General features: G+C 58.4%; 23 protein-coding genes. 10 read left to right on the top strand and 13 right to left on the bottom strand.

The window, feature by feature from the left end:
- Window positions 1-9: 9 nt before the first annotated feature.
- The 5 genes from JNM42_RS13110 to rapZ are packed head-to-tail and all read right to left on the bottom strand — an operon-like array spanning window position 10 to window position 3025.
- Window positions 10-630: an LON peptidase substrate-binding domain-containing protein gene (locus JNM42_RS13110; RefSeq protein WP_294270639.1), complete on the bottom strand. Its 621-nt coding sequence runs from the start codon at window positions 628-630 to the stop codon at window positions 10-12.
- Complete coding sequence (locus tag JNM42_RS13105; RefSeq protein WP_294270636.1) at window positions 627-1244, bottom strand: flavin prenyltransferase UbiX; 618 nt, start codon at window positions 1242-1244, stop codon at window positions 627-629. Before JNM42_RS13105 ends, JNM42_RS13110 begins: the two co-directional genes overlap by 4 nt.
- A complete protein-coding gene (locus JNM42_RS13100) occupies window positions 1241-1780 on the bottom strand; it encodes a Gx transporter family protein (RefSeq protein WP_294270633.1) in 540 nt (179 codons plus the stop codon). Before JNM42_RS13100 ends, JNM42_RS13105 begins: the two co-directional genes overlap by 4 nt.
- Window positions 1761-2135, bottom strand: coding sequence for a NusG domain II-containing protein (locus JNM42_RS13095; RefSeq protein ID WP_294270630.1), 375 nt, complete (start codon window positions 2133-2135; stop codon window positions 1761-1763). Before JNM42_RS13095 ends, JNM42_RS13100 begins: the two co-directional genes overlap by 20 nt.
- Window positions 2135-3025, bottom strand: coding sequence for an RNase adapter RapZ (rapZ, locus tag JNM42_RS13090; protein ID WP_294270628.1), 891 nt, complete (start codon window positions 3023-3025; stop codon window positions 2135-2137). The genes JNM42_RS13095 and rapZ overlap by 1 nt, the downstream gene beginning before the upstream one ends.
- 82 nt (window positions 3026-3107) lie before the next feature.
- Between rapZ and JNM42_RS13085 the strand changes: the two genes are divergently transcribed.
- Complete coding sequence (locus JNM42_RS13085) at window positions 3108-4271, top strand: M20 aminoacylase family protein (protein ID WP_294270626.1); 1164 nt, start codon at window positions 3108-3110, stop codon at window positions 4269-4271.
- Window positions 4272-4312: 41 nt separating this feature from the next.
- Here JNM42_RS13085 and JNM42_RS13080 read toward each other — a convergent pair whose 3' ends face one another.
- The 3 genes from JNM42_RS13080 to JNM42_RS13070 are packed head-to-tail and all read right to left on the bottom strand — an operon-like array spanning window position 4313 to window position 5562.
- Window positions 4313-4540, bottom strand: coding sequence for a DUF1289 domain-containing protein (locus tag JNM42_RS13080; protein WP_294270624.1), 228 nt, complete (start codon window positions 4538-4540; stop codon window positions 4313-4315).
- Entirely contained in the window at window positions 4537-4731 is a 195-nt protein-coding gene (locus JNM42_RS13075; RefSeq protein WP_294270623.1) for a DUF1289 domain-containing protein, read from the bottom strand. The genes JNM42_RS13080 and JNM42_RS13075 overlap by 4 nt, the downstream gene beginning before the upstream one ends.
- 45 nt (window positions 4732-4776) lie before the next feature.
- Window positions 4777-5562, bottom strand: a complete 786-nt coding sequence (locus tag JNM42_RS13070; RefSeq protein ID WP_294270621.1) for an enoyl-CoA hydratase/isomerase family protein — start codon at window positions 5560-5562, stop codon at window positions 4777-4779.
- Window positions 5563-5916: 354 nt separating this feature from the next.
- On the opposite strand from JNM42_RS13070, the gene phaC reads away from it, so the two are divergent.
- The 9 genes from phaC (at window position 5917) to JNM42_RS13025 (ending at window position 16635) form a co-directional block, all read left to right on the top strand.
- Window positions 5917-7707, top strand: a complete 1791-nt coding sequence (gene phaC, locus JNM42_RS13065; protein ID WP_294270619.1) for a class I poly(R)-hydroxyalkanoic acid synthase — start codon at window positions 5917-5919, stop codon at window positions 7705-7707.
- Window positions 7708-7779: 72 nt separating this feature from the next.
- Entirely contained in the window at window positions 7780-8946 is a 1167-nt protein-coding gene (locus JNM42_RS13060) for an alkaline phosphatase family protein (RefSeq protein ID WP_294270617.1), read from the top strand.
- 298 nt (window positions 8947-9244) lie between these two features.
- Window positions 9245-9634: a YajD family HNH nuclease gene (locus tag JNM42_RS13055; RefSeq protein ID WP_294270615.1), complete on the top strand. Its 390-nt coding sequence runs from the start codon at window positions 9245-9247 to the stop codon at window positions 9632-9634.
- Between the two features lie 290 nt (window positions 9635-9924).
- Window positions 9925-11079: an ABC transporter substrate-binding protein gene (locus JNM42_RS13050; protein WP_294270613.1), complete on the top strand. Its 1155-nt coding sequence runs from the start codon at window positions 9925-9927 to the stop codon at window positions 11077-11079.
- A gap of 211 nt (window positions 11080-11290) precedes the next feature.
- Window positions 11291-12328, top strand: a complete 1038-nt coding sequence (locus JNM42_RS13045; RefSeq protein ID WP_294270611.1) for a branched-chain amino acid ABC transporter permease — start codon at window positions 11291-11293, stop codon at window positions 12326-12328.
- Between the two features lie 7 nt (window positions 12329-12335).
- Window positions 12336-14096: a branched-chain amino acid ABC transporter ATP-binding protein/permease gene (locus JNM42_RS13040; protein ID WP_294270609.1), complete on the top strand. Its 1761-nt coding sequence runs from the start codon at window positions 12336-12338 to the stop codon at window positions 14094-14096.
- Window positions 14093-14863, top strand: coding sequence for an ABC transporter ATP-binding protein (locus tag JNM42_RS13035; RefSeq protein WP_294270596.1), 771 nt, complete (start codon window positions 14093-14095; stop codon window positions 14861-14863). Before JNM42_RS13040 ends, JNM42_RS13035 begins: the two co-directional genes overlap by 4 nt.
- A 15-nt stretch (window positions 14864-14878) precedes the next feature.
- Complete coding sequence (locus JNM42_RS13030; protein ID WP_294270593.1) at window positions 14879-16177, top strand: phenylacetate--CoA ligase; 1299 nt, start codon at window positions 14879-14881, stop codon at window positions 16175-16177.
- 20 nt (window positions 16178-16197) lie between these two features.
- On the top strand, window positions 16198-16635 hold the full coding sequence (locus JNM42_RS13025; protein WP_294270590.1) for a hypothetical protein: 438 nt from the start codon (window positions 16198-16200) through the stop codon (window positions 16633-16635).
- A gap of 249 nt (window positions 16636-16884) precedes the next feature.
- On the opposite strand, the gene JNM42_RS13020 is transcribed toward JNM42_RS13025, so the two are convergent.
- From JNM42_RS13020 to JNM42_RS13000, 5 genes are all read right to left on the bottom strand, one after another.
- Complete coding sequence (locus JNM42_RS13020) at window positions 16885-17118, bottom strand: DUF2442 domain-containing protein (RefSeq protein ID WP_294270585.1); 234 nt, start codon at window positions 17116-17118, stop codon at window positions 16885-16887.
- Window positions 17115-17387: a DUF4160 domain-containing protein gene (locus JNM42_RS13015; protein WP_294270582.1), complete on the bottom strand. Its 273-nt coding sequence runs from the start codon at window positions 17385-17387 to the stop codon at window positions 17115-17117. Before JNM42_RS13015 ends, JNM42_RS13020 begins: the two co-directional genes overlap by 4 nt.
- Window positions 17388-17614: 227 nt before the next feature.
- Window positions 17615-17923 (bottom strand): HigA family addiction module antitoxin, encoded by a 309-nt coding sequence (locus JNM42_RS13010; RefSeq protein ID WP_294270580.1) that lies wholly within the window; start codon window positions 17921-17923, stop codon window positions 17615-17617.
- A gap of 10 nt (window positions 17924-17933) precedes the next feature.
- Window positions 17934-18212: a type II toxin-antitoxin system RelE/ParE family toxin gene (locus tag JNM42_RS13005; RefSeq protein WP_294270576.1), complete on the bottom strand. Its 279-nt coding sequence runs from the start codon at window positions 18210-18212 to the stop codon at window positions 17934-17936.
- 81 nt (window positions 18213-18293) lie between these two features.
- Window positions 18294-18945, bottom strand: a 652-nt coding sequence (locus JNM42_RS13000; protein ID WP_294270573.1) for a transposase, incomplete at its 5' end; no start/stop codon positions are given.

Genomic DNA, 18945 nt, shown 5'->3' with positions numbered 1-18945 from the left:
GCTCCGTTTTTACAGTACCAGTTTGCGCTGTGCAAGATAGGTATGCAGAATCTGCAGCCGCGACAGCGGATCGTCCAGTTCCAGAAGCTTCTGTTTGGCGAGAGCCTGCACGGGGACAATCTCGGTCAGCCGATAACCGACCCAGGCCGCGTCGTCAAAGGCATGCGGTGCCGGCATCTTCTCCGGGCCGAGATCACCGGCGACTTTGTGCAGCAGCGGCAGCAAGCCCTGCTGCGCTGCCGGAACGTCCTGCCGCGCAGGCTCAGCGAGCAACTCGACCTGTGCGCGCAGCAATCCATCGGGCCGGGTGCGCGTTGAAACGATGCGGAAACGACGCCCGCCGCGCACCGTCAGCATCAGGATGCCGAGTTGCGGCATGTCGGCCTGGTCAATATGCGCCAGCGTGCCGACCTTGTGCGGTACTGCCGACTCGCCGACTTCCTTGCCGCTGGCTATCAGGCATACGCCAAAGGGGGCCTTGTCCTTCATGCAGGCCGCGGTCATGTCGAGATAACGCTGCTCGAAAACCTTGAGCGACAATACGCCGCCGGGAAAGAGGACGCCGCCGAGCGGGAAAAGAGGAATGTCGATTTCCTTCGATTCCTTGCGCTGAAAACCCAGCCAGTTCATTCCGCTTCCCTGCCCCAGCGCTGCATCAGTGCATGCGGAACGGCCAGTTGATCGAGAATGCGGGCGACCACAAAATCAACCAGATCCTCAACCTTTACCGGATGATGGTAGAAACCGGGATTGGGCGGAAGAATCACCGCGCCGGCGCGCGCCAGGCGCAGCATGTTTTCGAGATGGATCGCCGAGAACGGTGTTTCGCGCGGCACCAGAATCAGCTTGCGCCCTTCCTTGATGACCACATCGGCAGCACGTTCGATCAGGTTGCTGGCCAGGCCCTGAGCGATCGAGGCCAGCGTGCCCATGGTGCATGGGCAAACCACCATGGCCTCCGGCGGATTTGAACCGCTGGCTACCGGCGCAAACCATTCTTCGCGGCCGTAGACCACGAGTTCGCCGGGGAGTGCGGCATAACGTTCGCGCAAGACAGCCTGCGCCTCGCTCGCGCGTGAAGGGAGTTCGAGCGCCATTTCCTGTCGGGCAACCACCTGGGCGACCTGGGAATAGAGCAGCTGCACGCGGCAGCCGGCGGCGAGCAAAGACTCAAGCAAGCGTAGGCCATACGGCATGCCGGAGGCACCGGTAAAGGCTAGGCAGATGGTCCTGGGCATTTTCATTCCGCTGTCAGAGGTTCGGTGGCCGGGAGCTCGGCGAGCAGACGCGCAGCAATCAGTCCGTTGATGATACCGAAAGCCAGCGCTGCTGCGGAAAAAAGCGGCACCAGATAGAACAATCCGTTATGCGGGATCAGCCACAGCCGGGCGAGCAGCAACTGGCCACCGATATGCGCAAAGGCGGCCAGAATGCTCCAGCTCACCGGCCCAAACCAGCGCCCCGGCAGACGACTGGCAAACGCCAGGACGAGCAGGCTGAGCACTGCCCCGGTCAGGCTCATGAAAAAGCCGGGCGAAAGAAACTGGCCGAGCAGCAGGCCGCCGGCGAAAACGCGCAAACCGCTGACCCAGGCTGCCGTTGCCCAGCCGTAGCGGGCCAGCACAATCAGCGTCACGATGTTGGCCAGCCCCGGCTTGACGCCGGGCAGCGGCAAGGGAATCGCCGCGTCGATCAGCGCCAGGCCAATCGCCGCCGCCGCGAGCTGGGCGATGCGGTGATCTTCGGGGGTCGTGGTCAGCTTAGTAACTGAGCGAGTCATATGCCTCCTTGCCCCCCTGCACCTGTACGCTGACCTGATTCGGCGCGCAGATGGCGATTTCGCCGGGGCGTGCCAGCCAGCCCTGGCGTACGCAATACTGGCGTGGTCCGGGGTCGGAGACAACGCGCACGCGGCGTTTTTCAACGCGCACCGTGGTGATGCCGAGCGGGCCCGGAACCTCGATCTGGCGATTTCGGGACAGATCCAGCTCGGCGAAGACTTCGCCACCACGCTTGATGACGGCCTTCTCGGCAACGCCGCCTTGCCATGCCAGAGGAATGGATACGCCACAGATCGCCAGTCCCAGCGCAGCCACCAGCCAGTCACCGGGCCTGAGCAGCGCCAGCCAGTGCATCAGGAGTTGCCGGTGGGAGTGAACGCAGCGGCGGACGCGGTAGCCGCCGCAGGCGGCAGTTCGCGGTGACGAACCAGTACCCGCGCCTGTTTGCGGAATTCGCGTCCGAGCCACTCGGCCATATACACCGAACGGTGCTGGCCGCCTGTGCAGCCGATACCCACGGTCAGATAGTTGCGATTGTCGCGAACGTAGCAGGGTAGCCAGGTAGCGATGAAACGGGAAATGTCGTCACGCATGTGCAGCACGTCGGGTTCGGCCTCAAGAAAGGCGATGACCGGGTCGTCGCGTCCGGTTTGCGTACGCAGTTCCGGGTTGTAGTGAGGGTTGGGCAGGCAGCGCACGTCGAAGACGAGTTCGGCGTCGAGCGGAACACCGTGCTTGAAACCGAAGGATTCGAAGATCAGGGTCAGTCCCTGTTGCGCTTCGGTGGCGATGAACTGGCGTATCCATTCGCGCAGGGCGTTCGGTTTCAGATCGCTGGTATCGATATGATGACCGAGTTCGGACAGGCTTCCCAGGCGCACGCGCTCCTCGGCGATGGCTTCGGTCACGGTGCGCTGTTCATTGGCCAGCGGATGTCGGCGGCGGGTTTCGGAATAACGCTTGAGCAGTGTTTCGGTTTTGGTGTCGAGGAAGAGAAATTGCAGTTCCAGATCATTGACGCGCAGTGCGGCCAGTTGTTGTGGAAGCATCGCGATACTCTCGCCGCCGCGACTGTCGATGGCGACGGCGACCTTGTCGTAGCCTTGTTGACTGAGCTGGTCGATCAGTTGCTGCAACAATTGCGAAGGCAGGTTGTCCACACAGTAGTAAGCCGCGTCCTCAAGCATGTTGAGGGCGATCGACTTGCCGGAACCCGAGAGGCCGCTGATGATTACGATGTGCATGTGCCGGAGCATAGCGGAACCTTGCTGACACGGGCAAGCCGGGCTGACTTAAACTAGGAACTCTGTTGCCAAAACCGATGCCATGAAACTCCTTGATATTTCCTTCCTTGCCGATCTCGTCGCCATCCGTCATGACATCCACGCCCACCCCGAGCTGGCCTTCAAGGAAGTGCGAACCGCCGACATCGTGGCGCGCGAACTGGCCGCCTACGGGCTTGAAGTACATCGCGGGCTGGCCGGAACCGGTGTCGTCGGCGTTCTGCGCAAGGGCAGCAGCGCGCGCGCCATCGGCTTGCGTGCCGACATGGACGCCCTGCCGCTGCATGAAAAAAACGAGTTTCCTCATCGCTCCAGGCAGCAGGGGCAGATGCACGCCTGCGGCCATGACGGCCACAGCACCCTGCTGCTCGGGGCCGCACGTTACATGGCTGAACATCTTGAAAGTATTGATTTTGACGGCACCGTCTATTTCATTTTCCAGCCGGCCGAGGAGTCGGAAGGCGGCGCGGCGGTGATGATCGAGGATGGCCTGTTCGAGCAGTTTCCGATGGATGCGGTATTCGGCCTTCACAACTGGCCGGGGATCGCGGTCGGTGAAATGGCCGTAATGCCCGGAGCGGTGATGGCCGGCACCTGCGCCTTTGAAATCGCCGTGCGCGGCCACGGCTGCCATGCCGCGATGCCGCATCAGGGTGTCGACACGCTGGTCGCGGCCAGCCAACTGGTGCTTGCCCTGCAAACCGTCGTCGCGCGCAACCTGCACCCCTGCGAAGCGGCGGTGGTCAGCGTCACGCAGATTCACGGCGGCGAAGCCTGGAATATCATCCCCGACGACGCCGTGCTGCGCGGTACGATCCGCACCTTCAAAGCCGAAGTGCAGGAACTTGTCGAGCACGCCATCGAGCGCCTGTGCAGCGGTATTGCCAGCGCTTTTGGTGCCCAGATCACGGTCAATTTCGACCGCCGCTATCCACCGACAGTCAATAGCATCGCCGAAACCGAACTCTGCCGGCGCGTTGCCGCACAAGTGTTCGGCAACGACAAGGTGCACCAGGATGAACTGCCGTCAATGGGTGCCGAGGATTTCGCCTATATGCTGCGTGACAAGCCGGGCTGTTACGTGTGGCTGGGCAACGGGCCGGGAACTGGCGGTTGCACCCTGCACAACCCGCATTACGATTTCAACGACGAGATACTTAAATTCGGCATCAGTTACTGGGTCAGGCTGGTGGAAAACGCGCTCTAGAACGGGTCCGGACAGGATGACCGCCGCAGTTTGATGTCCCTCTATTTTTCCTGGCTGTTCCTTGTAGTCTCGTGGTTGATCGAGGTTTCATTGCTCGTAGCAGAAGATGAATGCGGGAGTGGCGCTTTTTCATTCAATCCGTCGCCGCCATATACCTGGCCAGCGATCGATACCGGTAACGGCGGGCGACCGCAACCCAGACAATAGCCGTTGTCGGGGTCGAACAGGCACACGCCGACACAGGGATAAGCGTCTTCCGCTTCATTCATTGACTGAGCTCCTTGCGTCGACGCGCCACAGCGTCCAGGATGTTCAGCCGTTCATCGTTTGAAGCACTGCTCCAGACGGAAATCTCGTCAAGGGTGCGAAAACAGCCCTGACACAATCCGTTTGCGGCATCCAGCGTGCACACATTGATACACGGCGATACTGCTGTATTCTGTTTTCCGGCTTGAATCATGAAATTTTCCTGGGGGCGTGAAGGTGGTGGTCAATGAGACACGCATCAACCGATCCAGTTCGGTTTGCGCTTCTCCAGAAAGGCGGCCAGTCCTTCCATTCCCTCCGGACTCGAGCGTACCCGGGTAATGCGCTGCGCCGTTTCTTCGATGCACGATTCGTCAATCGGCTGACCCGAAACAACACGAATCAGGGCCTTGCACTCGGCCTGGGCTTGCGGACCGTTTTTCAGCAGGCTGTCGACGATCTCGCCGATCGCCTCGTCGAGTTGTTCATCGCCCGGTACGATTTCGTGTACCAGGCCGATACGGTAAGCCTCCGCCGCAGAAAACCGCTCGGCGGAGAGCATGTAGCGACGGCAATAGCGCTCGCCGATGGCCGCCAGAAGATAAGGGCTGATCACGGCGGGCACAATGCCGAGCTTGACCTCGGTCAGGGCAAATAGTGCGTCATAGGTGGCGACTGCAATATCGCAGGCGGCAATCAGTCCCACCCCGCCGCCATACGCCGGCCCTTGCACACGGGCGATGGTCGGTTTGGAGAGCGTATTCAGGGTGCTCATCAAGCGCGCCAGGTTGCGTGCGTCCTGAAGGTTTTCCTGTGGCGTATAAGTCGCCGCACGCTTCATCCAGTTGAGGTCGGCGCCGGCGCAGAAACTCTTGCCGGTTGACGAGAGTACTAGGACACGCACCCGCGTGTCGGCCTCAAGATCGAGCAGCCCGCTCGTCATTTCCGCTATCAGCCGCTCATCAAAAGCGTTGTGGCGTTCGGCCTTGTTCAGCGTGAGGATACCGACGGATTCATCGACCTCGCAAATGATTGATTGATACATAAAACCTCCGTCAGGCGACCTGGATATCCTTTGTAATACGCATGAATCACCTAGGATTCGATCAGTTTTCCCTTGCCGCAGTAGTTAGCCCGGTAAATCCACGGATAACATGCGCCAGATTGAAAAAACTGGAATTTCAGAGTAACTCGCTGCCAAAGCAATCGAAAAAAATCGCTGAATGCTATATTATGTAGGGTATTAACCGAAACAGGTCGCTTTGGGGAAAGTTTATCGCTTCCTGAGGTTTTTCAATTCGCCTCCGCATTTTGCCAGGCGTTCCTTTCACTTTGTTGAGTACCCGTACACGGAGGTCTTTCAATGGCGCAGCCGAATAAAACTGAAGAAGTCAAATCAATGCCCGATCCCGCAGAGCTTGTCAAAAGCTATGCCGAAGTGGCCAAGCGTGCCTCGAAAATGATGGCGCAATACGTCGAGAAGAAGGCCAGTGAGGGAATCTCGATGCCGAAGGACGAAATGGGAATCGCCAAGGCCTTCTCGGATCTTTCAACATGCCTGATGGCCAATCCCCAGAAGATGGCAGAAGCGCAAATGAAGTTGATGAAAGATTACTTTGCGCTGTGGCAGTATTCGACGGCAAAAATGTTGGGCGAAACATCGCTTCCGGCCGTCGCCACACCCGACAAATCGGACAAGCGCTTCAAGGACGAAGAATGGGACAGCAGCTTCGTCTTCGATTTCATCAAGCAGTCTTACCTCCTTACGTCCAGTCACCTGAATGGCGTCGTTGCAGGAGCTGAAGGGCTTGACGAGTCGACGCAAAGAAAGGTCGATTTTTTCACGCGTCAGTTCATTGACGCGCTTTCGCCGACCAATTTTGCGCTGAGCAATCCGGCCGTTGTCCGCGAAACGGTCAACACCAACGGGCAGAACCTGATCAATGGTTTCAACAACCTGTTGCGTGACATGGAAGCCGGCGATGGTCAGTTGCGAATCCGCATGACCGACCCCGATGCCTTCGAGCTTGGCAAGAATGTTGCCACCACGCCGGGCAAGGTCATCTTCCAGAACGACATGTTCCAGCTCATTCAGTACGATCCAGCAACCCCGCAACAGTTCAAGAAGCCCTTGCTGATCGTGCCGCCGTGGATCAACAAATTCTATATTCTCGATCTGCGTGACAAGAACTCCTTCGTCAAATGGACTACCGATCAGGGCCACACCACATTCATCATAAGCTGGGTCAATCCGGACGAAAGGCACGCCGACAAGAATTTCGAGAACTACCTGCTCGAGGGAACCATGCTGGCCATCGACGCGGTTGAGAAAGCGACTGGCGAGAGCAAGATCAACACCGCCAGTTATTGCCTCGGCGGCACCCTGCTCATGTCAACACTGGCCTACATGACCGCCAAGAAAGACAAGCGCATCGCTTCGGCCACGTTCTTTACGACCATGCTTGATTTTTCCGAGCCGGGCGAACTCAAGGTCTTCCTTGACGAAGGTACCGTCGCCAGTCTTGAAAAGAGAATGAACGAGCGCGGTTATCTCGATGGTTCCGATATGGCCGGCACGTTCAACATGCTGCGCGCCAACGACCTGATCTGGTCGTTCGCGGTGAACAACTACCTGATGGGCAAGGAATCCTTCCCCTTCGACCTGCTCTACTGGAATTCCGACTCGACGCGCATGCCGGCCAAGATGCACAGTTTCTACCTGCGCAATTTCTATCTCGGCAACAAGCTGCGTGAACCGGGCGGCATCGAGCTCGGCGGCGTCAAGATCGACCTGACCAAGGTCAAGACCCCGTGCTATTTCGTCTCGGCGATCGAAGACCACATTGCCCCGTGGAAGAGTACCTATATGGGCGCATTGCTGCCGAGCGGGCCGGTGAAGTTTGTTCTTGGCGGTTCCGGACACATTGCCGGCATCATCAATCCGCCGTCGGCCAACAAGTACGGGTTCTGGACCAATTCCGAGTTGCCTGCAGCGTCCGACGATTTCCTCGCCGGCGCGACGCAGAACCCCGGTTCATGGTGGACTGACTGGCAGCAGTGGGTGACCGATCAGGTGGGCGGCAAGGAGAAGATTGCCGCGCGCACGCCGGGTTCGAGCGAACTTCCGGTGATCGAAGATGCACCGGGCGCCTTCGTCAAGATGCGGCTGGACAAGAAAAAGGCTGCCTAGCAATCATCAGGCTGCTTGAATCATCAAGGGGGCGCAAGCCCCCTTTTCCGTTGACGTACAATCGACCCCATCATGGATTCAACACGATTACCCGATTACGGGGGCGGCAGCATCGTTAACCTGATGCAGAGCATCGCCTCGGCCTGTGGCCGCAGCGGCGCGCACTATCCGCAACTGGGCGCCCTCTCTGCCTTACAACTCGGTGCCACGCGTCACATTGTTCTGCTGGTGATCGACGGTCTTGGGCAGCGCACGCTGGCCAATCATCCGGCCAGCCCGAATCTTCAGCGCCACACGCTCGGAACCATGACATCGGTATTCCCCTCGACTACCGCCAGCGCCATTACCACCTTCATGACCGGGCTCGCACCGGCGCAACACGGCCTTACCGGCTGGCACATGCACCTTGAAGAAATCGACCAGACGCTGGCCATCCTGCCGCTGACCCCGCGCGGGGAGCCGGCAAAAATGTTGCCGCAAGCGCTGCCCATGCGGCTCTTCGAGCATCAGGCGCTGTACCAGCAACTCGATCGCGAGTGCTGGGTGCTGGCACCACAGAGCATCGCCAGCAGTCCCTTCAACGCCTGGCATTCGCGCGGCGCTCAAAGCATTGCCTACAACGCCTTGCCTGAAATGTTTTCCCGGCTTGCCGGTCTGCTGCACGAAGCTCAAATTCCGCGCTTCATTTATGCCTACTACCCCGATCTCGATACGACTTCGCACCGTTACGGCACCGACAGCGAACAAGCCAAGCAGATACTGGCTTCGCTTGATGCCGCATTCGGCGAGTTTGTGCTCGACGTACAGGGTAGCGATAGCTGGTTGATCGCCACCGCCGATCATGGCTTCATTGATTCGCCGCCTGGCCGTGTAGTCAGTCTCGCCGATCACACGCATCTCGCCGCACTGCTGGCACGACCACTTTGCGGAGAGCGACGTGCCGCCTACTGTTACGTGAGCCAGGATCGTCGGCGGGCTTTCGAAACCTATGTTCGCCAAAACCTCGGGCACTGCGTCGACTTGCGGCGCAGCAGCGCCTTGATCGAGGCCGGCTGGTTTGGCCCGCCGCCTTGCCATCCGCGTCTGGCCTCGCGCGTTGGTGACTACACGCTGGTGATGAAGGACAACTGGACAATCAAGGACTGGCTTCCCGGCGAACGGCATTACCCGATGCTCGGCGTACATGGCGGCATCAGCAGCGCCGAGATGATTGTGCCGCTGATTGCCCTCAGGGTTTAGGGGGTGTTGGCATTCATTTCATGGGCGCGACGGTCTCTGTGCGGGATGTAGCGCAAGGCGCGGCGGCGCCGCCTGGCTGGTGCCAGGCTAGCCGCCGCAACGCGTTCCACGAAATGAATGTCAACACCCCCTAGATTGACACCCGACAGTCTTGTCTGTCGGTAGTACGATGGTCATAATTCATGCGATTACGCCTTGTCCCAAAAAGTTTCAGAAGACAGCAGCCAATCAGTTGTCTACTGGCTGAAATAGTTGCAGTTGGGCATATTTCACACATACCACAACCGGACCATCAAGCATGCCAACCAACAAGCCACCAACTTCCCGCCTGGATCAGGTAGTTGCCGATGCAATTCGCAATCGTCAGACACGCGAATCGGGTTACCGCGAACAAGCGCTTAAAATTTACCCATGGATCTGCGGTCGCTGCGCCCGCGAGTTTACGCGTGAGAACCTGCAGCAACTGACCGTGCATCATCGTGACCACAACCACGACAACAACCCGACGAATGGCAGCAACTGGGAACTGCTCTGTCTCTATTGTCATGACAATGAACATTCGCGCGAACTTGACGCCGAAGCAGCACGTCAGGCCGGAGTTGTCGGCAGCGGCAAGGCCGAGGTGAGTCGAGCCACGGCGCAACCCTTTGCCAATCTTAAGGATCTGCTCAGGAAAAACGAACGCTAAGCCGCGACGGGTTGAGTGCTTCCGAACAGTCGTGGCCGATGCGGCTGAATCGGGACGCACGGTCTGGAAACTGGCCAGACACCCCTGCACGGTTTTACAAGGCGAGTATCGGCTGGAGAGAACGAATCGGGGGTTTTCAGGTTTTCGATTACCCCGGAAGCAGGTAAACAAATAACCGGCAGGACAACAAATTCATTTATTCTTGTTTTACCTGCCGACTAACCGCACAATAGGCACTCGCTACAGGCACGAGCGGTAGCGCCATCACATAAAAATATTGAGGGGGCATCATGAACATCAAGAAAGTACCAGCCTGCTTGTTTGCGCTTGCGGCTATTGCTTTTGCATCAACCGTTTATGCCGATATCAATGTCGGTGTGACGCTTTCCGCAACCGGACCGGCCGCCTCGCTGGGCATCCCCGAGAAGAATACCTTCGCGCTGATGCCAGCGAGCATTGGGGGTCAGAAGGTCAACTACATCATTCTCGACGATGCATCCGATACGACGACGGCGGTCAAGAACACCAAGAAGCTTATTGCCGAGAACAAGGTCGATGTGATTATCGGCTCGACCATTACGCCAAATTCGCTGGCCATGATCGACGTCGCTGCCGAGGCGGAAACGCCGATGATCGCCATGGCTGCGGCGGCGCGCATCATCGAACCGATGGATGCGAAACGCGCCTGGGTTTTCAAGACACCTCAGAACGATGCCCAAATGGCCACGGCCATCGTCGAACACATGACCAACAATAATGTTACTACGGTGGCCTACATCGGGTTTGCCGACGCCTATGGCGAAGGCTGGTGGAATGAATTCTCAAAGATCGCCGAAGTGCGCAAGATCAAGGTGATTGCCAACGAGCGTTTTAACCGTGCCGATACTTCGGTGACCGGTCAGGTACTCAAGATTCTCTCCGCCAAGCCGGATGCCGTGCTGATCGGCGGTGCCGGAACGCCCGCCGCGTTGCCGCAGAAATCGCTCAAGGAAAAGGGCTACAAGGGCATCATCTACCAGACACACGGCGTCGCCAATGCCGACTTCCTGCGCGTTTGCGGCAAGGACTGTGAAGGCACCTTCCTGCCGGCCGGCCCGGTGCTGGTGGCCGCACAACTGCCGGATAGCAACCCGATCAAGAAGGTTGCGCAGGATTATGTGACGAAGTACGAAACAATGTATGGCAAGGGTAGCGTGTCGACCTTTGGCGCCCATGCCTGGGACGCCGGCAAGCTGCTGTCGAGCGCCATCCCTGTCGCACTGAAAAAGGCTCAGCCGGGCACGCCCGAGTTCCGCAAGGCGTTGCGCGACGCGCTTGAGGGCACGCAAAACCTGACTGGAGCGCATGGCGTATTCAATCTCAACGCACAGGATCACCTCGGTTTCGACCAGCGCGCTCGCGTCATGGTAAAAATCGAGGATGGCAACTGGAAGCTCGTCAAGTAGTATTCGGCTCGCCCTGAGTCCCGTGTGGCATCAAGGTGTTCAGGGTGAGCGCGTCCTTTGGTATCATTCATGGTTTGATCTATTGCTGGCACGGGAACGTATTGTCCTGGCGAGCACCCCCGTTTTGTTGCGCTAGTTTCGACCGGGTCGACGCCTCCGTCCGGCGTCCAGGCTCGAAGGACAGGCGGGGCTTCGACTGGAATTGCGTTTCATGGATCTGCAGATTGCATTGCTGCTTGCCCAGGATGGCATTACCAATGGCGCCATCTATGCGCTGCTGGCGCTGGCGCTGGTGCTGGTTTTCGCCGTTACCCGCGTTATCTTCATTCCGCAGGGCGAATTCGTCGCGTTTGGCGCGCTGACACTGGCCAGCCTGCAGACCGGCAAGTTGCCCGGAACGCTATGGCTGTTGCTTGGCATGGGTGCCGTCATCACCCTGATCGAATTCGCCAAGGCGTTGCGCGAGCGCCGGATTCGCCGCATTCCCTCGCTTCTGTTGCTCAACTGCGGTGTGCCGCTGATCCTAGCCGGCATTCTGTTCGCCGTATCGCCGGCGACATTGCCCTTGCCGGTGCAGGTGATCCTTGCCCTGATGCTGGTCGTTCCGCTCGGGCCGATGATCTACCGGCTCGCCTATCAGCCCATCGCAGAAGCGTCGGTGCTCGTCCTGCTGATCGTCTCGGTCGCTGTGCATGTCACGCTGATCGGACTCGGGCTGTATTTTTTTGGTGCCGAAGGCTCGCGCACCCCGGCCTTTACCGACACCAGCTTCGCCATCGGCGATGCCCTCTTGCAGGGGCAGACCTTGCTGGTGGTCGTCGCCAGCGCCGTGCTGATTGTCGCCCTCTTCCTTTTTTTCGAACGTACGATCTACGGCAAGGCGCTACGAGCCACCGCAATGAATCGCACCGGCGCACGCCTGATGGGCATCTCGGCAACTCTGGCCGGCCGGCTCTCATTCACGCTGGCGGCAATGATCGGCGCCTTTTCCGGCATTTTGATTTCACCGATCACCACCATCTACTATGACTCGGGTTTCCTGATCGGCCTCAAGGGTTTCGTCGGCGCCATCATCGGCGGTCTGGCCAGTTATCCGCTTGCTGCTGCCGGCGCCATCCTGGTCGGTCTGCTTGAGTCCTACTCGTCGTTCTGGGCCAGCGCCTACAAGGAGGTGATCGTTTTTACGCTGATCATCCCGGTGCTGCTCTGGCGTTCGTTGACCACGCGCCACATCGAGGAAGAGGATTGAAGAGGGTATGAAGAACTTCAGATTCCTCTTCGCTTTCATTGTTACGCTGGCGCTCGGGCCGCTGGTATTGCCTGAGTTTTACGTCACGCTGCTCAACTACATCGGCCTATACGCCATCGTTGCGCTCGGCCTGGTGCTGCTCACCGGGGTCGGCGGCCTGACCTCCTTCGGTCAGGCCGCCTTCGTCGGCGTCGGCGCCTACACCACGGCCTACCTGACCACCGTATATGGCGTCTCTCCCTGGCTGACCCTCCCCGCCGGACTCGCTGTAACCGCCGCCGTGGCCCTGTCGATCGGCTTCATCACGCTGCGGCTCTCCGGTCACTTTCTGCCCCTCGGCACCATCGCCTGGGGAATCAGCCTCTACTATCTGTTCGGCAGTGTCGACTTCCTCGGTGGCCACACCGGGATTTCCGGTATTCCGGCATTGCAGATTTTCGGTTTCGAACTCAAGTCCGGGCGCCAGTTCTACTACCTGATCTGGGCCTTGCTGCTGGTCATAGTCGTTGCCACGCGCAACCTGCTCGATTCACGCGAGGGGCGTGCCGTTCGCTCACTCAAGGGCGGCACGCTGATGGCCGAGTCCATGGGCGTCAATACGCCGCGTTCGAAGATCGTGATTTTTACCATTGCCGCGCTCTACGCCTGCCTTTCCGGCTGGCTTTACGCCCACCTGCAGCGCTTCGTCAACCCGACGCCGTTCTCATTGAATCAGGGCATCGAATATCTGTTCATGGTCGTTGTCGGCGGTGTGGCTTATGTCTGGGGTGCCATCCTGGGTGCCGGCCTTATCACCATCCTCAAACAATGGCTGCAAGACTGGCTGCCGCAGTTGCTGGGGCAAAGCGGCAATTTCGAGATGATCGTTTTTGGTCTGCTGATGATCCTTGTCCTGCACCGTGCGCGTGAAGGTCTGTGGCCGATCATCCTGCGCCTCATCCCGGAGCACCCCGAGCGTCCGCGTGTAGCCCACGCCGACGCATTGCCGCGCCGCGCCATCCTGCCCGCCGGCAGCGTATTGCTGGAGATCAATAACGCCAGCAAACGCTTCGGCGGATTGATCGCCAACGATCGCATGAACTTCAAGGTTCGCTCTGCCGAGATCATGGCGCTGATCGGCCCCAACGGCGCCGGCAAGAGCACCATGTTCAACGGCATCTCCGGCGTCGACCCGCTGACTTCGGGCGAGATCAGCTTTTGCGGCGAGCGTATCGAGGCGCTGGAAGCGCGCGAGATCGCCCGCCGCGGCATCAGCCGCAGCTTTCAACATGTGCGCCTGTTGCCGACCATGAGCGTGCTCGAAAACGTAGCCATAGGTGCCCATCTGCGTGGCAGCAAGAGCTTCATCCATGCCGCCTGCCATGCCGAGCGCGCCGAGGAAGCCCGCCTGTTGCACGAAGCGGCGCTGCAGATCGAACGCTGCGGTCTGGCCGAGCATATGTACGACGCCGCCAGCAGCCTGCCGCTGGGCAAACAGCGCATCGTCGAAATTGCCCGTGCGCTGGCCGCCGACCCCTGCCTGCTGCTCCTCGATGAGCCTGCCGCCGGCTTGCGCTACCTGGAAAAACAGGCCCTAGCCGACCTTCTGCGCCGCTTGCGTGATCAGGGGATGGGCATCCTGCTCGTCGAACACGACATGGATTTCGTGATGGGACTGGCCGACCGCGTCGTCGTCATGGAGTTCGGTCAAAAGCTGGCCGAGGGGTTGCCCGAAGAAGTTCAGCGCAATCCGGCCGTGCTGGAAGCCTATCTCGGGGGGGTCGAATGAGTCAGCCAGCCGGCATCGACGAAATTGAGGAGGCAAGGCCGCTGGTGCTCGAAGTGCGCGACCTGTCGGTCAGTTATGGCAAGGAAGAAGCATTGCACCACGTCAACCTGAAAATCAACAAGGGCGAGATCGTCACCGTCATCGGCCCCAATGGCGCCGGCAAGACGACGCTGCTGTGCGCGTTGATGGGCCTCCTTCCGGCGAGTGGAGAGGTGATCTATCTTGGCGAGCGACAAGGCGCCGCGCGCCAAGTCGAAAAGCGGGTACGTCAGGGAATCACCCTGGTTCCCGAAAAACGCGAGCTGTTTGGCGAAATGAGCGTTGCCGACAACCTGCTGCTGGGGGCCTTTGACCGCTATCGCGTCGGACATCGCGACGAACTGGAAACCATGGATCAGGTATTCGACATTTTTCCTCGCCTGCGCGAGCGCCACGAGCAGATGGCCGGCACGCTTTCCGGCGGCGAGCGCCAGATGCTGGCGATGGGCCGCGCCTTGATGGCCAAGCCGAAACTGCTGATGCTCGACGAACCCAGCCTCGGGCTGGCCCCCTTGATCATCAAGGACATCTTCCGCACCGTCGCCGAGTTGAAAAAGACCGGCGTCTCCATCCTGCTGGTCGAGCAGAATGCCCGCGCCGCGCTACATGTGGCCGATTACGGCTATGTGCTGGAAACCGGCGAAGTCTCGCTCGAAGGCCCGAGCAGCGATCTGGCCAGCGACGCGCGGGTCATCGAAAGCTACCTCGGCCTCGGCGGCCGGCACTAATTTTTTCGACAAGCCATGTATTGGGAAAAAGAGATAGAAATTCTGGAGCGGAAAAGCCTGGAAAGGCTTCAGCTTGAGCGCCTGGCAACGACGCTGGGTCAGGCCGCAAAATCACCGCACTATGGGCGAATTCCGGTTATCGGGCGCATCGCTCAGTCAGGAATGAAGGCGATCGAGCAGATACGCGAACTGCCATTCACCAGCAAGGAAGATTTGCGCAACAACTTCCCCTGGGGAATGCTTGCGGCGGACAAAAAAGACGTTATCCGGCTGCACAGTTCGAGTGGTACCACCGGCAACCCCACCGTGGTTTATCACAACCGGCACGATCTCGACAGTTGGGCGAATCTGATGGCCCGCTCGATGTATGCCGCCGGCGTGCGCGATACCGATATCTTCCAGAACATCTGTGGCTATGGATTGTTTACCGGCGGTCTCGGTTTCCAGTACGGCGCCGAGAAGCTCGGCTGTCTGAGCATCCCCGCCGGTGCGGGAAACAGCCTGCGCCAGATCAAACTGATGCGCGATTTCGGAACCAGCGTCGCCCACGTCATTCCGAGCTATCTGGGCCGCCTGTTCGAGGTGTTCAAGGATGAAGGGCTCGATCCCCGCAAGGACACAAAACTGCATACGCTGGTGATTGGTGCCGAGCCGCACACACAGGAGCACCGCCTGCGCATCGAAGAAATGTTTGGCGTCAAAGCCTACAACTCCTTCGGCCTTTCCGAGATGAATGGTCCGGGCGTCGCTTTTGAATGCACCGAGCAGAATGGCTTGCACATCTGGGAGGATGCTTTTGTGGTCGAAATCATCGATCCCGTATCACTGCAACCCGTTGCCGACGGTGAAGTCGGCGAATTGGTGATGACCACGCTCGACCGCCAGGCCATGCCGGTCATCCGCTTTCGCACCCGCGATCTGACCCGCTTCCTGCCCGGTGCATGCCCATGCGGGCGCACCCACCGCCGGATCGAGCGCATCTGCGGACGTTCGGATGACATGTTCATCATCAAGGGCTGTAATGTATTCCCGATGCAGGTTGAAGGCGTGCTCATGAAACTGCCTGAAGTTGGCGACGATTACCGGATCCTTCTCGACACCCTTGATGAGCAGGACGAAATGATTGTCGAAGTCGAAGTCAAAAAGGAGTGGTTCACGGGCGATCTGGCGTTTCTCGACAGGCTGCAGCGGCATATCACCCGCCTGGTTCGCGATGAAGTGCTGGTTCGACCGCTGATCAAGCTGGTTGAACCGGGTTCGATCCCCAAGGCAGAAGGCAAAGCCGTCAGGGTTCTTGATCGTCGTAATAAATAAGGTTTGCGGGAGCGCCGGACATGAGTTACCAGGTTTCAATTTTTCTTGAGAACAAACTGGGGCACCTCGAAAAGGTGACCGCCGTATTGAAAGCAGCGCAGATCAATATCCGTTCCATACACCTCAACCATACCGCCAACGGCTGGGGGATATTGAATCTCGTGGTCTCCAGCCCGCAGCGGGCACAGCACGTACTCAATGAAAATGGAATATCGGCGGCACTGCGCGAGATCGTCGTGGTGAAAATGGCCGACAAACCCGGCGGCCTGGACGAACTGCTGAAAGATGTCGTAAAAGCCGGCGTAAATTTCACCAATGCCCACGGTATATCGGTGAATCAGGGCGACAGCGCTTTCCTGGTTATTGAAATTCAGGATATTCCCGATGCCAGGGCGAAACTGGAAAATGTGGGACTCGAAATTGTTGCCGATGAGCAGGTGTACGGCCGTAGCCCTTGAAGCTCACAGATGTCGCCTCGGCAAACTGTGCTTGAGATAAGCCTTGGCGTGCCAGGACAACGTTATTTCAGTGAATGCTCATGTTCGGAGGGGTGCCTCGGGATCATGAGGGGTAGGGTTCGATCTTTGTTATAGGGGCTGCTTGAGCGGCCTGAGTTTCGCGCACAAGCCGAAAGCAAGCTGAATGGGGTCAACGTCGGATTAATTTTCACTGGAGAACATACCGATGCTGCCCCCTCGAGCACTGGTTCAAGAAACAATATGCCATTGGGCCTCAATGGTGTCCGCTGACAAGTCAGCACCACAATCCCACTCAATGAAATACCCTCCATTTGATATCTTCGAAAATTCACTTGGATCCCGCAGAGCGTCAAATGCCTCATATTCGAGATAAGGGCTAACATCGAAACGACCAATACGCCCATCTTCTGCAACAATGGCAAGCACATAGTTTGGTTTTACTTGAAGTTCCGTAATTCTCATTGGTCAAGTCCTTTTATTGGGAATGGTTTTTTGCCGTTTACAGCAAGAACCCAGTCAGCAAGTAAATCTTCCTGATGAATCTCGATCCATGCGACGACTAATTTGTGCTTATTCTGTGGCAAATCGCCTGCCAGAAGCGCGCCGTCAAGAATCGAATACACGGCCACTTTTCCTTGGTAATCGGCATGAATGTGCGGAACATGATGTTTCTGTATATCCCGGAAGAACATCCGAATGAGAATCCCATAAAACATGGAAATCGTAGGCATCTGTTTATCTCCATTCTCTGTCGACGGCAACGTTCAGAACAAATGAACAAATGTGATCAAAAACAAATGGGTCAGCATCGCATAGCATTTCTCAAAAGAAAGTATTCGAAGCTGACCCCTATGGCCGCTAGTGGGCCCGAACGGGACTCAGGGTCCGGGCTCGTCCAACAAACGGTTCAGATCGTGGCTTCGCACGATCTAACCTTTTTCGTTAGGCTCCACCGGCGTTATGCGGCGAGTTTCTCTCGCACAGCGACCTTGCGTTCGATGTCTTCGAGTGTAGGCAAGGTCTTCAAGTCGTAGTTTGCTTGCATGACCAACCAAGAGGTGGCATCGCCCCCGAGGTGCTTGGCCAGACGCGCAGCGGTGTCCGCGGTGACCGAACGACGTTCCTTGACGATCTCGTGAATGCGAGTCGCGGGTACGCCCAGAGCCACAGATAGTGCATTGACGCTGAGGCTGAGCGGACCAAGATAGTCTTCGCGTAAGACCTCACCAGGATGTACAGGGCGCATACGGTTAACAGGACGTGTCATTTTGATTCCTTCAGTGATAGTCAACTATTTCAATGTCTGAGGGACCCACATCATTCCAGATGAAGCAGATTCTCCACTGATCATTGATTCGGATGCTGTGTTGACCCTTGCGATCATGCTTCAGCGCTTCCAGGTGGTTTCCCGGCGGCGCCTTCAAGAAGTCCAGAGTCTGTGCAGCATCAAGCTGGGCAAGCTTTCGCTCCGCTACCGAAGCAAAGGCTTTGAACTTTCGAGGATTCTTGCCCTCGTAAAGCGCAAGTGTGTTTTTGCACTTGAACGACTGGATCATGCCGCAACTGTATTACGTACGGCGTAAGATGGCAAGTAGTGATTTTCAGGCGGATTGCTGAGGGGAAAAAAGAGGCCAGGCTCACACTTCAAGTGACATCTGCTCCTGTGGCCCCGTTTCTCCAAGCATTGCCTTCCGCGGCCTACCCCGCGGGCGAATTTCGCGCCGCTGCCCAGTGGCCCGTTCGATACTGTCGATAAACCGTGCATCCCCGAGCGGCTGCCCCTGATCCAGGGCCATGCGGATGTCGCCGATGGCCTCGGAATCCAGTTCCGGGCGGAACAAGGCCCGATAGTTCGCCAGCCGCTCGGCCTCGTTTGCCCCCAGACCGGAATACAACGCATGCGGAGTCAGCAATGAGTCACCTTGCCCCAGTCCGTTCGTCCGATAACTGCTCCAGCGATAGTGCGCCGGGTCATCGACCATCGCTGCGCGCACGGGATTGAGTTCGATATAGCGCTGGCAAAGAAGCAGATAGGCATCGGCCTGCACCAGGGAAGACTTGTAGCGGCTGTCCCACAAGGTGCCGGTACGACGGTACGTCCTGTTGATGTACTGCACGTAGCGCCGGCCCAGCGAGATCATCAGCCGGGACACGGCCCCGGAGTCCGGCGGCGTCAGCAAGAGGTGCACGTGGTTGGTCATCTGGACATAGGCATGCAGCGCGCAGCCGGTAGCTTTGCACGCCTCGCCCAGCCACTCGCGGTAGGCGAGGTAGTCTTCCTCGGCGAAG

Origin of the sequence: Propionivibrio sp. (assembly GCF_016790145.1) — a bacterium.
Lineage (GTDB): Bacteria > Pseudomonadota > Gammaproteobacteria > Burkholderiales > Rhodocyclaceae > Propionivibrio.
This window is presented reverse-complemented; position numbering and strand designations above follow the sequence as displayed.

Coding starts and splice junctions, on each gene's coding strand:
- JNM42_RS13110 (WP_294270639.1), bottom strand. CDS start 630: ATGAACTGGCTGGGTTTTCAGCGCAAGGAATCGAAGGAAATCGACATT.
- JNM42_RS13105 (WP_294270636.1), bottom strand. CDS start 1,244: ATGAAAATGCCCAGGACCATCTGCCTAGCCTTTACCGGTGCCTCCGGC.
- JNM42_RS13100 (WP_294270633.1), bottom strand. CDS start 1,780: ATGACTCGCTCAGTTACTAAGCTGACCACGACCCCCGAAGATCACCGC.
- JNM42_RS13095 (WP_294270630.1), bottom strand. CDS start 2,135: ATGCACTGGCTGGCGCTGCTCAGGCCCGGTGACTGGCTGGTGGCTGCG.
- rapZ (WP_294270628.1), bottom strand. CDS start 3,025: ATGCACATCGTAATCATCAGCGGCCTCTCGGGTTCCGGCAAGTCGATC.
- JNM42_RS13085 (WP_294270626.1), top strand. CDS start 3,108: ATGAAACTCCTTGATATTTCCTTCCTTGCCGATCTCGTCGCCATCCGT.
- JNM42_RS13080 (WP_294270624.1), bottom strand. CDS start 4,540: ATGAATGAAGCGGAAGACGCTTATCCCTGTGTCGGCGTGTGCCTGTTC.
- JNM42_RS13075 (WP_294270623.1), bottom strand. CDS start 4,731: ATGATTCAAGCCGGAAAACAGAATACAGCAGTATCGCCGTGTATCAAT.
- JNM42_RS13070 (WP_294270621.1), bottom strand. CDS start 5,562: ATGTATCAATCAATCATTTGCGAGGTCGATGAATCCGTCGGTATCCTC.
- phaC (WP_294270619.1), top strand. CDS start 5,917: ATGCCCGATCCCGCAGAGCTTGTCAAAAGCTATGCCGAAGTGGCCAAG.
- JNM42_RS13060 (WP_294270617.1), top strand. CDS start 7,780: ATGGATTCAACACGATTACCCGATTACGGGGGCGGCAGCATCGTTAAC.
- JNM42_RS13055 (WP_294270615.1), top strand. CDS start 9,245: ATGCCAACCAACAAGCCACCAACTTCCCGCCTGGATCAGGTAGTTGCC.
- JNM42_RS13050 (WP_294270613.1), top strand. CDS start 9,925: ATGAACATCAAGAAAGTACCAGCCTGCTTGTTTGCGCTTGCGGCTATT.
- JNM42_RS13045 (WP_294270611.1), top strand. CDS start 11,291: ATGGATCTGCAGATTGCATTGCTGCTTGCCCAGGATGGCATTACCAAT.
- JNM42_RS13040 (WP_294270609.1), top strand. CDS start 12,336: ATGAAGAACTTCAGATTCCTCTTCGCTTTCATTGTTACGCTGGCGCTC.
- JNM42_RS13035 (WP_294270596.1), top strand. CDS start 14,093: ATGAGTCAGCCAGCCGGCATCGACGAAATTGAGGAGGCAAGGCCGCTG.
- JNM42_RS13030 (WP_294270593.1), top strand. CDS start 14,879: ATGTATTGGGAAAAAGAGATAGAAATTCTGGAGCGGAAAAGCCTGGAA.
- JNM42_RS13025 (WP_294270590.1), top strand. CDS start 16,198: ATGAGTTACCAGGTTTCAATTTTTCTTGAGAACAAACTGGGGCACCTC.
- JNM42_RS13020 (WP_294270585.1), bottom strand. CDS start 17,118: ATGAGAATTACGGAACTTCAAGTAAAACCAAACTATGTGCTTGCCATT.
- JNM42_RS13015 (WP_294270582.1), bottom strand. CDS start 17,387: ATGCCTACGATTTCCATGTTTTATGGGATTCTCATTCGGATGTTCTTC.
- JNM42_RS13010 (WP_294270580.1), bottom strand. CDS start 17,923: ATGACACGTCCTGTTAACCGTATGCGCCCTGTACATCCTGGTGAGGTC.
- JNM42_RS13005 (WP_294270576.1), bottom strand. CDS start 18,212: ATGATCCAGTCGTTCAAGTGCAAAAACACACTTGCGCTTTACGAGGGC.